15 protein-coding genes are annotated in these 11,791 nt (G+C 59.7%); 2 read left to right on the forward strand and 13 right to left on the reverse strand.

The window, feature by feature from the left end:
* Nucleotides 1-7 precede the first annotated feature (7 nt).
* The 11 genes from pal to aspS all read right to left on the reverse strand — a co-directional run bounded on the left by pal (nucleotide 8) and on the right by aspS (nucleotide 9,578).
* Nucleotides 8-514 carry a peptidoglycan-associated lipoprotein Pal gene (gene pal / locus DHB74_RS02250; protein ID WP_036990021.1) on the reverse strand — a complete coding sequence of 169 codons (507 nt, stop codon included), beginning with the start codon at nucleotides 512-514 and terminating at the stop codon, nucleotides 8-10.
* A gap of 44 nt (nucleotides 515-558) precedes the next feature.
* Entirely contained in the window at nucleotides 559-1,848 is a 1,290-nt protein-coding gene (gene tolB / locus DHB74_RS02255) for a Tol-Pal system beta propeller repeat protein TolB (protein WP_136869018.1), read from the reverse strand.
* Between the two features lie 8 nt (nucleotides 1,849-1,856).
* Nucleotides 1,857-2,873 (reverse strand): cell envelope integrity protein TolA, encoded by a 1,017-nt coding sequence (gene tolA, locus DHB74_RS02260; protein WP_036988602.1) that lies wholly within the window; start codon nucleotides 2,871-2,873, stop codon nucleotides 1,857-1,859.
* Between the two features lie 14 nt (nucleotides 2,874-2,887).
* On the reverse strand, nucleotides 2,888-3,334 hold the full coding sequence (gene tolR / locus DHB74_RS02265; RefSeq protein ID WP_036988600.1) for a protein TolR: 447 nt from the start codon (nucleotides 3,332-3,334) through the stop codon (nucleotides 2,888-2,890).
* Between the two features lie 2 nt (nucleotides 3,335-3,336).
* A complete protein-coding gene (gene tolQ / locus DHB74_RS02270; protein WP_036988599.1) occupies nucleotides 3,337-4,011 on the reverse strand; it encodes a protein TolQ in 675 nt (224 codons plus the stop codon).
* Nucleotides 4,012-4,015: 4 nt separating this feature from the next.
* Nucleotides 4,016-4,489 carry a tol-pal system-associated acyl-CoA thioesterase gene (ybgC, locus tag DHB74_RS02275; RefSeq protein ID WP_051610702.1) on the reverse strand — a complete coding sequence of 158 codons (474 nt, stop codon included), beginning with the start codon at nucleotides 4,487-4,489 and terminating at the stop codon, nucleotides 4,016-4,018.
* Between the two features lie 87 nt (nucleotides 4,490-4,576).
* Nucleotides 4,577-5,620: a Holliday junction branch migration DNA helicase RuvB gene (ruvB, locus tag DHB74_RS02280; RefSeq protein WP_036988598.1), complete on the reverse strand. Its 1,044-nt coding sequence runs from the start codon at nucleotides 5,618-5,620 to the stop codon at nucleotides 4,577-4,579.
* Between the two features lie 44 nt (nucleotides 5,621-5,664).
* Entirely contained in the window at nucleotides 5,665-6,270 is a 606-nt protein-coding gene (gene ruvA / locus DHB74_RS02285) for a Holliday junction branch migration protein RuvA (RefSeq protein WP_074777926.1), read from the reverse strand.
* Between the two features lie 11 nt (nucleotides 6,271-6,281).
* The gene (ruvC, locus tag DHB74_RS02290; protein ID WP_036988596.1) at nucleotides 6,282-6,812 is read right to left on the reverse strand and encodes a crossover junction endodeoxyribonuclease RuvC; all 531 of its coding nucleotides are present in this window, start codon (nucleotides 6,810-6,812) and stop codon (nucleotides 6,282-6,284) included.
* Nucleotides 6,813-6,881: 69 nt separating this feature from the next.
* Nucleotides 6,882-7,628 carry a YebC/PmpR family DNA-binding transcriptional regulator gene (locus DHB74_RS02295; protein ID WP_036988595.1) on the reverse strand — a complete coding sequence of 249 codons (747 nt, stop codon included), beginning with the start codon at nucleotides 7,626-7,628 and terminating at the stop codon, nucleotides 6,882-6,884.
* A 174-nt stretch (nucleotides 7,629-7,802) separates the two neighbouring features.
* Complete coding sequence (gene aspS / locus DHB74_RS02300) at nucleotides 7,803-9,578, reverse strand: aspartate--tRNA ligase (protein WP_036988594.1); 1,776 nt, start codon at nucleotides 9,576-9,578, stop codon at nucleotides 7,803-7,805.
* A gap of 245 nt (nucleotides 9,579-9,823) precedes the next feature.
* Here aspS and DHB74_RS02305 point away from each other — a divergent pair, with 245 nt between their 5' ends.
* Together DHB74_RS02305 and DHB74_RS02310 are read left to right on the forward strand one after the other, a co-directional pair.
* Nucleotides 9,824-10,294, forward strand: coding sequence for a Dps family protein (locus tag DHB74_RS02305; RefSeq protein WP_074777923.1), 471 nt, complete (start codon nucleotides 9,824-9,826; stop codon nucleotides 10,292-10,294).
* Nucleotides 10,295-10,438: 144 nt separating this feature from the next.
* Nucleotides 10,439-11,026 carry a cold-shock protein gene (locus DHB74_RS02310; RefSeq protein ID WP_280164520.1) on the forward strand — a complete coding sequence of 196 codons (588 nt, stop codon included), beginning with the start codon at nucleotides 10,439-10,441 and terminating at the stop codon, nucleotides 11,024-11,026.
* Between the two features lie 10 nt (nucleotides 11,027-11,036).
* Here DHB74_RS02310 and DHB74_RS02315 read toward each other — a convergent pair whose 3' ends face one another.
* Entirely contained in the window at nucleotides 11,037-11,252 is a 216-nt protein-coding gene (locus tag DHB74_RS02315; protein WP_074777921.1) for a SlyX family protein, read from the reverse strand.
* Nucleotides 11,249-11,680 (reverse strand): HIT domain-containing protein, encoded by a 432-nt coding sequence (locus DHB74_RS02320; RefSeq protein WP_074777919.1) that lies wholly within the window; start codon nucleotides 11,678-11,680, stop codon nucleotides 11,249-11,251. Before DHB74_RS02320 ends, DHB74_RS02315 begins: the two co-directional genes overlap by 4 nt.
* Between the last annotated feature and the right edge of the window lie 111 nt (nucleotides 11,681-11,791).

Below are 11,791 nucleotides of genomic sequence, written 5' to 3' on the forward strand. Positions count from 1 at the left end.
CGACCTCTTACTTACGCAGTTCTACGCGACGGTTCTGAGCCCAGGCTTCTTCGCCAGTGCCAGTCACAGCAGCTTTCTCTTCGCCGTAGGAGACCAGCTCCAACTGAGCGGGAGAAACGCCCTGCAGAACCAGGTAGCGCTGAACGGCGGCTGCACGACGCTCACCCAGAGCCATGTTGTACTCACGAGTACCACGCTCATCGGTGTGGCCTTCCAGCACTACGCGGTTACCCTGCGCCTTGAGATCCTTGGAGTGTACGTCCAGGGCGCGCATGGCTTCGGGCTTCAGCTCAGAGCTGTCGAACTCGAAGTAGAAAGTGGTGATGGCGCGCAGAGCAGCTTCTTCGCTGCTGACGCTACCGGCACCCGCCGAAGAAGAAGTGGAGCTGTCATAACCAGCATTCGGATCGACCGCGCCGGTGCCGGCAGCATCACCGCCCTTGGAAGAACAGCCAACCACAACGCCGAAAGCGACAACCAGAGCTGCAAACTTGCCGAACTTGATAACTTCCATCATAGACTCCTGATAAACCCCGTTTGGTTTAGTGTTGGTATACCCTATGGCAGGTATGGGGACCATGATGGCACGCGCAGGTCTGTGAACTTCGTCGGAATCTCCGAGCGCGCACGACCATTGGTCGAAACCAGCATAAGTACACCCCGTCCCTGTTGACGGGTAGCGTAAATTAACATAGTGCCGTTAGGTGCGACAGTAGGCGACTCATCCAACGACGTTTCTGTTAATACTTTCAAGTTGCCGCGTTCCAGATCCTGGGTGGCAATATGAAAATTCCTGTAGCCGTCCTGCCGGTGAACCATGACCATGGTCCGGCCATCAACCGATAGCTTGGCATTGGCATTATAGTTGCCCACGAACGTTAGGCGTTCCGTATTTCCATTATTCAGACCCTGCTTATAGATCTGCGGCCGCCCTCCACGATCGGAGGTGAACACCAGGGTGTTGTCATCGAGCCAGGCTGGCTCGGTGTCAATCCCATAGTGATTGGTTACCCGGCGCATCTGCTTGCTTGCCAGATCCATGACGTAGATTTCCGGGTTGCCGTCACGTGACAGCACGAATGCGAGGCGCTTGCCATCCGGCGACCAGGCTGGCGCACCGTTGAGCCCTTCAAAACTGGTGATGCGTTCGCGCCGCCCGGTCTGGATGTAATGCACGAAAATTTCCGGACGCCGGGATTCGAACGAGACATAGGCGATGCGCTGCCCGTCCGGCGCATAGGAGGGTGTCAGGATCGGCTCACGCGACTGCAGCAGGGTGACGGCGCGGGCACCGTCATAATCCGAGCGCTGCAAGGTATAACGGGTGTTGTCAGCCGAGAAGCGCTCCGCCGCCACGTACAGCAACTTGGTGCTGAATGCGCCCTTGATGCCGGTGATGTGCTCGAATACCTCATCACTGATCTTGTGTGCCATGTCGCGCAGCTGGCTCTCGCTGCCACTCACGGTGCGCGACAGCAGCACCTGCTCCCGTGCCACATTGTACAGGTGATATTGAGCCTGATACCCCGCGCCGGTACTGGTTACCTCGCCGGCCAATACATACTCGACGCCCAGCATCTTCCAGTCACGGGGAAAGATTTCCTCGGCACGGGTCGGGTGGCTCAGCATGTTTGCCCGATCGAAAGGCGTGAACATACCGGAATTGCGCAGATTATTGCCGGTGATCTCGGCGAGATCCTCGGCCAGCGGCGCTCCGCCCTGCCAACCAAAAGGAACGACCGCGATGGGCGTGGCCCGGTCGCTGCCACGGGTGATTTCGATGGCGTCCTGCGCCAGTGCAAACTGGGCCAGGAGCAACATGGCGGCACATGTCAGCCAGTACTTCATGGTTTTCATCAAAATGCCAAATCCTCTGGTTTGAAGCGTAAGGTACGCTGTCTGTACATACGATCGAAGGTCGACGGACTTTCCCGGGACAGCTGCTGCATTTCCGGGATACGGCCCACGTTCCGCACAGCCTGCACCGCCGATTGATCGAAGCCCGCATCGCCGCTGGAGCGCACTACCACCACATCGGTGATGTCACCCGATGGCAGCATACTGATTTGCACCTCAACCACCATGCCGTTACGTGCGGTCGGCGGGCGACGCCACTGCTCACTCACATAACGTCGGATCACATCATCGTAGCTGGCTGCCACCTCATCACCAAACTGATCAGCCTGCGCCTGTTGATATTGTGTCTCGGACGCCAACAGCTCTGCCAGCGCCTTCGCTTTGGCTTCTTCCTGCTCACGCTTGAGCTTGGCGACCCGGTCGGCCTCCGCCTGCTTGGCCGCCGCCTCGGCTTCGGCCTTGCGCTTGGCGTCTTCCGCGGCCTTGCGTTTAGCTTCCTCGGCCTTTTTCGCATCTTCAGCCGCTTTGCGTTTGGCTGCTTCCTCGGCCGCTTTCTGCTTGGCCGCTTCTTCCTCAGCCAGTTTCTTCGCCGCGTCAGCCTTGCGTTTGGCCTCCTCGGCCTTCTGTTGTTCGACCCGCTCAGCCTGCTGACGTTCCTCAGCAGCCTGTTCTTCCGCGGCCTTGGCGGTTGCCGCCGCAGCCTGGCGCTGTTCTGCTGCCGCGCGCTGGGCCGCCTCCTGCGCCTCCTGCTGTTGCTGCTGCTCGCGCTGCAACTCTTCGGCTTCGTGGCGCTGGGCAGCAGTGCGTTCGGCTTCGCCGGCAATCTTCTGGTCGGTCTGGGTGGTCGCCGGACTTTTCGAGTTCAGCTGCACCAGGGTGGCCTGCACGATCGGTTTGGCCGGCTCGAATTCCGGCGCCGAACTGAAGGACACGAACAGCAAGATCAATACCAGCAGGTGCAGCCCCACCGCCTTGATAATGGAGGCAGTGAAACGCTCCTGACCGGGTTCCGGCATACGGTCGCGGTTACTCACGGTGCCTCGGTAATCAGGCCGACATTGGGTACGCCAGCTTGTTGCAGCGATGCCATGGCAGTGACGACGACGCCGTAATTCACGTCACGGTCGCCCCGGATGTAAACCAGGGTGTCCGGCCGTGCGTTCATGATCTTGGTCACACCGTCGGTCATTTCCTCCAGCGAGACGGCGCTGTCAGTCTGATTTTCGGTATCCACGGTTTCGCCCAGGTTCCAGTAGTAGGTGCCGTCAGCCAGTACCGACAGGGTCAATACCTGCTGGTTGGCGTCGGAGGGCAGAATCTCGCTGGATACCTGCGGCAGGTCGACCTTCACCCCCTGGTTGAGCATGGGCGCGGTCACCATGAAGATCACCAGCAGCACCAGCATCACGTCGATATAGGGCACGACGTTCATCTCGGCTACCGGTTTGCGTTTCTGCCGTCTGCCTCTGGGTTGCATGCTCACTCCCCTTCGCTGGCATGCACGCGGCGATGCAGGATGCTGGAGAACTCATCGGCAAAGGTGTAGTAGTGACCGATCAGGGTTTCCGAGCGGGCCGAGAAGCGGTTATAGGCGATGACTGCAGGGATCGCCGCGAACAGACCGATGGCCGTCGCGATCAGCGCTTCGGCAATACCCGGCGCCACGGTCGCCAGCGTCGCCTGCTGCACTGTGGCCAGACCGCGGAAAGAGTTCATGATCCCCCAGACGGTACCGAACAGACCAATGTAAGGACTGGTGGAGCCGACGGTAGCCAGGAATGGCAGGTGTTGATCGAGCCGCTCCTCCTCGCGGGAAATGGCCACGCGCATGGAGCGCTGCACGGCGTCCATCACGGCTTCGGGGTCCACACCCGGCTGCTGGCGCATGCGCGAGAATTCCTTGAAGCCGGCGCGGAAGATCTGCTCCAGGCCCGAGTCAGGATCAGGATTTCCGGTAACCTGGCGATACAATTTGGACAGGTCGATGCCGGACCAGAACCGGTCCTCGAAGTCATCCAGCGTCTTCTTCGCCGCACGCAATACAGCGCTACGCTGGAAAATCAGCACCCAGGAGGCGATAGACGCCGCCAGCAGGGTGAGCATCACCAGCTGTACCAACACACTGGCACCGCTTATCAGGTGCCACATCGACATTTGATCAGGTTGCACTATCCACTTCTCCTTCTTGGCTGCTTTGTCGCGTCCCGAAGGCGGCGCCCAGGGCAGCAGGAATCATTCTGGGCTTGTAGCGATCGGCGCTGACGCAGGCCACCAACACTTCCCCTTCACACAACAACTTGCCATCCGCTCGCCGAACCTGCTGAGCGAAGCGGACACTTGCACGCTTGAGTTCCAAGACAGCAGCACTGATCACAAGTTCATCGTCCAGGCACGCCGGTGCATGATAACGGGCAGCTACCGAATGGACGACAAAGATGATGTTTTCGCGTTGCAGCGCGCTTTGATCAAACCCCAGGGAACGGACCAGCTCGGTGCGGGCGCGCTCCATGAACTTCAGATAATTGACGTAGTAAACAATGCCGCCGGCATCGGTGTCCTCAAAGTAGACACGGGCGCGGAGCTCGAACGGCTGCCCTGGGGTCTGGACAGACCCGGGAATGTCAGGCGACATAATGTAGAGCCAAGTCGGTGGTTTGCATAGCGGGTTTGCCTCCAAATTGAAAATATTTTTATCCGGGGACCGTCGTGCGATAAAGGGTCACTGGCTGAACAGATCCCGATCGGGCTGCTGTTCCATCGCCACAGGCAGATTCATGCCGAAATGCAGATAGGCGTGGCGCGTGACCACCCGCCCGCGCGGTGTGCGCATAATGAAGCCCTGCTGGATCAGGAAGGGTTCAAGCACGTCCTCGATGGTATGCCGCTCCTCACTGATGGCCGCGGCCAGGCTGTCGATACCCACTGGCCCGCCATCGAACTTGTCGATCATCGCCAGCAGCAGCCGGCGGTCCATATGGTCGAAGCCCTGGGCATCCACATCGAGCAGGTCCAGCGCCTTGTCGGCGATGTCCTGACTGATGCTGCCCTGCCCCCGCACCTCAGCATAATCGCGCACCCGGCGCAGCAGGCGATTGGCAATTCGTGGGGTGCCACGGGAGCGCCGGGCGATCTCGAAGGCGCCTTCAGGATGGATTTTCAGACCCAGGATGCCAGCGGAACGGGAAACGATGGTGGCCAGGTCCTCAGTCCCATAGAACTCCAGGCGCTGGACGATACCGAAGCGGTCACGCAGCGGATTGGTCAGCATACCGGCACGAGTAGTGGCACCGACCAGGGTGAAAGGTGGCAGGTCGAGCTTGATCGAGCGCGCCGCAGGCCCTTCGCCGATCATGATGTCGAGCTGATAGTCCTCCATTGCCGGGTAGAGAATTTCTTCGACTACCGGGGAAAGGCGGTGAATCTCATCGACAAACAACACATCGCCGGCTTCCAGGCTGGTCAGCATTGCCGCCAGATCACCCGCCCGTTCCAGTACCGGCCCGGAGGTACTCTTGATCTTCACCCCCATTTCCTGGGCGATAATGTTGGCCAGCGTGGTCTTGCCCAAGCCCGGCGGACCAAAGATCAGCACATGATCCAGCGCCTCGCTACGCCCCCTGGCGGCCGCCATGAACAGCTCCATCTGCTCGCGCACCGCCGGCTGACCGATGTAATCAGCCAGTCGATATGGGCGGATGGCCCGATCAATGATTTCTTCCTGCTGCCGAGGTGCGGCAGCGATCAAACGGTCTTCTTCCAGCATGGGGCTTCCGTGGTGCTTCGATTGACGGGTGATCAATACGGGAATTAAACCATGCCCTTGAGGGCACGGCGAATCAACTCTTCACTGCTGAGTCCATCTTCCTTGATGTTGGCCACCGCACGACTGGCTTCCTGGGGTTTGTAGCCCAGCGCGATCAGCGCGCTGACCGCGTCCGCAGTGCCGGAGGCTGGCATCGCAGCGGTACTGCCGGCAGCCAGCGGGGCGGTCCCGCCGGGCAGGCTTTCCCAGGCCTTGAACCTACCCTTGAGCTCGACCAGAAGCCGCTCGGCGGTCTTCTTGCCGACGCCCGGTACGCGGGTCAACGCAGTGGCGTCTTCCGCATGCACAGCACCAATCAGCTCATCCACCTCCAGCCCGGACATCAGCGCCAGCGCCAGCTTCGGACCCACCCCGTTGAGCCGGATCAACTCGCGGAACAGTTCGCGGTCGCGCTTTTCGGCGAAGCCATACAGCAATTGGGCATCCTCGCGTACCACCAGGTGCGTATGCAGGGTAGTTTTCTCACCGATTGCCGGCAGGCGATAGAAGGTACTCATGGGCGAATCCACCTCATAACCCACACCGTTCACATCCAGCAGCATGTGCGGCGGCTGTTTCTCCAGCAGAACACCTGTAAGCCGACCTATCATCTCTCTACTCCTTAGCGACGCCGCATGCGGCCATTGCGCAATCCCAGCAACCCACCGCCGCCCACCTGTTCCTTGAGGACCCTGGAGTGAGCATGACACAGCGCGATAGCCAGGGCATCAGCGGCGTCGGCCTGGGGCGTACCGGACAGCCCCAGCAGCTGGGTAACCATATGCTGCACCTGGGCCTTGTCCGCAGCGCCAGTACCCACCACCGCCTGCTTTACCTGGCGCGCGGTATATTCGTGCACTTCCAACCCGGCGTGTACCGCCGCGACGATTGCCGCGCCACGGGCCTGGCCCAGCTTGAGGGCAGAATCGGGGTTGCGGGCCATGAATACCTGCTCGATGCTCAGCACCTCCGGTCGATAGTTGCCGATCAGCTCACCGAGACTGTCGAAGATCTGCTTCAGGCGCTCGGGAAACGGCCCGTCACCCAGGCGGATGCAACCGGAGGTGACATATTCGCAGCCATTGCGCCCCTCACGGACGATACCGAAGCCGGTAATCCGCGAGCCGGGGTCGATGCCGAGAATCAATGCCATGTTATCCACCTTCCTGGGGGTGACAAGAAAAAGGGAGGCAACGCCTCCCTTTTATCGAGAAGTCCTCGATTATTCCATCTGCTCCAGCACGTCATCCGAGATCTCGGCGTTGGAGTAGACGTTCTGCACATCATCCAGGTCTTCGAGCATGTCGACCAGCCGGATAACCTTCTGCGCCGTTTCCAGGTCCAGCGGCGTGGTAGTCGAGGGAATCATGCTGATTTCCGCTGCCTCGCTGGCAAATCCCGCCGTGTCCAGCGCATCCTTCACCGCGCCGAAATCCTCGAATGCGGTAAACACATCGAAAGAACCGTCATCATTGCCGACCACATCCTCGGCGCCGGCTTCCAGCGCCGCTTCCATTAGCCCATCTTCATCGATGCCCGGCGCGTAGCTGATCTGGCCACGGCGGGTAAACAGATACGCGACCGAGCCGTCGGTACCCAGATTGCCACCGCACTTGCTGAAGGCATGGCGCACTTCGCTGACGGTGCGATTACGGTTGTCGGTCATGACCTCGACCAGCACCGCCACGCCACCGGAGCCGTAACCTTCATAGGTCAGCTCTTCCATATTATCGGCATCGTTACTGCCGGCACCGCGGGCGATGGCACGGTCGATGGTGTCGCGGGTCATGTTGGCGGTCAGCGCCTTGTCCACCGCAGCGCGCAACCGCGGATTGTCTGCCGGCACCGGGCCACCCAACTTGGCCGCCACCGTCAGCTCACGAATCAGCTTGGTGAAGATCTTGCCGCGTTTGGCGTCCTGCGCCGCCTTGCGATGCTTGATATTCGCCCACTTGGAATGACCAGCCATGAAATCCTCCGTACTTACTTCAAAACCTGTATTGAGCAGCGCACCACGCCACCTGAACTTTGTGGGAGCGGGCTTGCCCGCGAAGAGGCAGGCCAAAACCTTCGCGGCCAAGGCCGCTCCCACCAATCTGCTGCAAGCCTCCTATAAGCCCGCCAGACTGTAGCAGCGAGCAGCTTACTCGACCTTCGGTTGCTCACGCAGGCGGATGCTCAGTTCGCGCAACGCCTTGGCATCTACCGCACCCGGGGCCTGGGTCATGACACAGGCGGCACTCTGGGTTTTCGGGAAGGCAATCACTTCACGGATCGATTGCGCACCAGTTACCAGCATCACCAGACGGTCCAGACCGAAGGCCAGACCACCATGCGGCGGCGCACCGTATTTCAGCGCATCAAGCAGGAAGCCGAACTTCTCCTGCTGCTCATCGGCGCTGATACCCAGAATATCGAACACCACCTGCTGCATTTCCTTGCGGTGGATACGAATGGAGCCGCCACCCAGTTCGGTGCCATTGAGCACCATGTCGTAGGCACGGGACAACGCCGCCCCCGGATTGGCCTGCAGCTCTTCCGGCGAGCATTTCGGCGCGGTGAACGGGTGATGCAGCGCGCTCAGGCTGCCATCGTCGTTCTCTTCGAACATCGGGAAATCCACTACCCACAGCGGTGCCCATTCGCAGGTGAGCAGCTCCAGGTCATGCCCCAGACGAATACGCAGCGCGCCCAGCGCCTCGGAGACGATCTTCGCCTTGTCGGCACCGAAGAACACGATGTCACCATCTACCGCGCCAACACGATCCAGAATGACGTTGAGATTGTCCTCGGGGATGAACTTGACGATCGGCGATTGCAGACCCTCGACGCCCTTGGCGCGCTCGTTGACCTTGATGTAGGCCAGGCCCTTGGCGCCGTAGATACCGACGAACTTGGTGTAGTCGTCGATCTGCTTGCGCGGCATGGCGGCGCCGCCCGGTACGCGCAGCGCGGCAACGCGGCCCTTGGAATCATTGGCCGGGCCACTGAACACCTTGAAGTCGACTTCAGTCAGTTGGTCAGCAACATCTACCAGTTCCAGCGGGATGCGCAGATCCGGCTTGTCCGAACCGTAGCGGCGCATGGCTTCTTCGAAGGTCATGTGCGGGAACTCGCCCAGATCCAGGTCCAGCACTTCTTTGAACAGACCGCGGATCATGCCTTCGGTCAGCCCCATGATGTCCTTTTCATCGAGGAAGCTGGTCTCGATGTCGATCTGGGTAAATTCCGGCTGGCGGTCGGCACGCAGATCTTCGTCACGGAAGCACTTGGCGATCTGATAGTAGCGATCAAAACCGGCCACCATCAGCAATTGCTTGAACAGCTGGGGCGATTGCGGCAGGGCGAAGAAATTGCCGGGATGGGTGCGGCTCGGCACCAGATAGTCGCGAGCGCCTTCCGGCGTAGCACGGGTCAGGATCGGCGTTTCCACATCCAGGAAGCCGTTGTCGTCCAGATAGCGGCGGATGCTGCTGGTGATACGCGAGCGCAGCTTCAGCTTGGCGGCCATTTCCGGACGGCGCAGGTCGATGAAGCGGTAACGCAGGCGGGTCTCCTCGCCAACGTCGGAATATTCGTCCAGCGGGAATGGTGGGGTATCGGCCTGATTCAGCACTTCCAACTCATAGCCCAGCACCTCGATGGCGCCGGAGGCCATGTTCGGGTTGACCGCACCGGCCGGGCGCGGGCGTACCTTGCCACGCACCTTGACCACATACTCGCTGCGCACCCGATCAGCTAACGCGAAGGTATCCTCACGGTCCGGGTCGAACACCACCTGGGCCAGACCTTCGCGATCACGAATATCGAGAAAAATCACCCCACCATGGTCACGGCGGCGGTGAACCCAACCGCAGAGTGTCACTTCCTGGTCCGCCAGCGTTTCGTTCAACTGGCCGCAATAGTGGGTACGCATCATGTGTGTGGAATCCTGTTTTCGACAGAGCGGCTGCGTCCTGACCAAGCACCTTGGTCATCCGTCAGCGCGGATAGATAAAAGCGCCATAATATACCCGATGTCACCTGTCCCAGGCGAGCGTTGCCGGCGCAATGTCCATCTCCCATAGCCGCTGCCAATGCCGACCATTAGCAAACAGGGCTTGAGCAAGGGCTGCTACGGCATATACTGGGTGAACATTTTCCGCTGCAACCCTGGAGATCAAAATGAAGATTGATATCGGTATCAACCAGAAGGATCGGGAACAAATCGCCAAAGGTCTATCCCATCTGTTGGCGGATACCTACACCCTGTATCTGAAAACCCACAACTTCCACTGGAACGTCAAAGGTCCGATGTTCCAGACCCTGCACACCATGTTCGAGACCCAGTACACCGAGCTGGCGACCGCGGTCGACGAGATTGCCGAACGTATCCGCACCCTGGGCTTCCCGGCACCGGGCACCTACAAGGCCTTCGCCGAGCTGAGCTCGATCAAGGAAGAGGATGGCGTGCCGGATGCCTCCGACATGATCCGCCTGCTGGTGGAAGGTCAGGAAGCCTGCGCCCGTACCGCGCGCGAGGCCTTCCCCGCCTGTGAGAAGGCCAGCGACGAGCCCAGCGCCGACCTGCTGACCCAGCGCATGCAAGCCCATGAAAAGACCGCCTGGATGCTGCGCAGCCTGCTGGAAAAGTAACAGCCGAGGCGGGGTGGGCTGCGCCCGCTCCGCTTCTCCCGCCCCCTCTCCTATCCTCTTTGTGGCTGCACGCGTTTCGGGTTAGAGTGCGCACCCGGCCTATCGCCGGCCTTCATAGCCACAGTTGCAATAGGATGAATCGTTTTGAACAATATCCGTTATCTTCACTTGATCGTCGGTCTGGCAGCATTGCTGTCCGGCCTGTACTACAGCATGCCTTTTTTCAGCCAGCAGGGTCTCATTGATCTCTCGGCAATCACCGCCCTGCTGCTGGGCCTCATCAACATTCAACAATTCAGCAATGGCAACCGCAGCCGCTCGCCGGCGCGCAACGCCCTGGCGGTAGTGGGTTCGGTACTACTGCTGATCGGCGCGCTGATTCCATTGGTCAGCGTGCTGGCCAACCCAGCCGCCGCCACCCTATTGACCCTGGCAGTAGGCATCAGCGTGGCCGCTGTCTGCCTGTTCGCTGTACTCACACTGACCGCGATGCTCTCCAGTGGCGCAAGACGCACCAACACCGGTCCGCGTGAAATGGGCACGGTCAAATGGTTCAACACCAGCAAAGGCTTCGGCTTCATCTCCCGGGATCAAGGCGAAGACGTCTTTGTGCACTTTCGCGCCATCCGTGGCGAGGGGCATCGGGTTCTGCTGGAGGGTCAACGCGTGGAGTTCATCGTAGCCCAGCGCGAGAAGGGTCTGCAGGCTGAGGATGTCGAGCCGCTGGATTGAGACCAACTGCTCAATAATGAGGCGGAGGTTGATCGTCCTCCGTCTCCCCCGGCATGGATGCCGCCAGATCAGCCTGCCGGCGAGCCAGCAACTCCAGCGCCCGCTGCAATCTTTCCAGCTGCGACTCCTGACGGCTCACCACATCGTTCAGCGCCTGTATGGTGTCGTCCTGAAATGCCAACCGCATTTCCAATTCATCCATCCGCGCAATCAGTTGGTCATTCATCTAAACCGCTCCGCATAGACAATGTTGGATGTCAGTACGCGCTGCAAACGCTTGATACAATCCTTTAATTGTTCCTCGGTATAGGCTATCGGTGGCAACTTCCCCCATACCGGCGCAGGCCAGGCTGGATCATGCCGATATCGAACTATATGATGTACATGCAACTGGCTGACCATGTTACCCAGCGCTGCGATATTGATCTTGTGTGCGGAAAAAGCATCTTTCAGCGCCTCGGCTAACCAGCAGGATTCGTTCAGCAATTGCTGCCGGTCAGCTTGATCTAGTTGAAATATTTCAGACACATCCTCGCGCTTGGGCACCAGCACAAACCACGGATACTGCACATCATTAATCAGTAACAGCGTACTCAAACTGAAGTCGCCTACCCAAATGCCATCATTGACGAGTTGCGGATGAAGACGGTACATAGGACTTCCTTACAGGGATCAAGTTGCGTAAAAATCTGCCGAAATCTGAGGCAGGTCAAGGAAATAGCGAAGGGAGCCGCTAAGCTCTTGCTGTGCATGACAATAATACAC

This window comes from Pseudomonas sp. G11-1 (assembly GCF_024031555.1).
Taxonomy (GTDB): Bacteria; Pseudomonadota; Gammaproteobacteria; order Pseudomonadales; family Pseudomonadaceae; genus Halopseudomonas; species Halopseudomonas bauzanensis.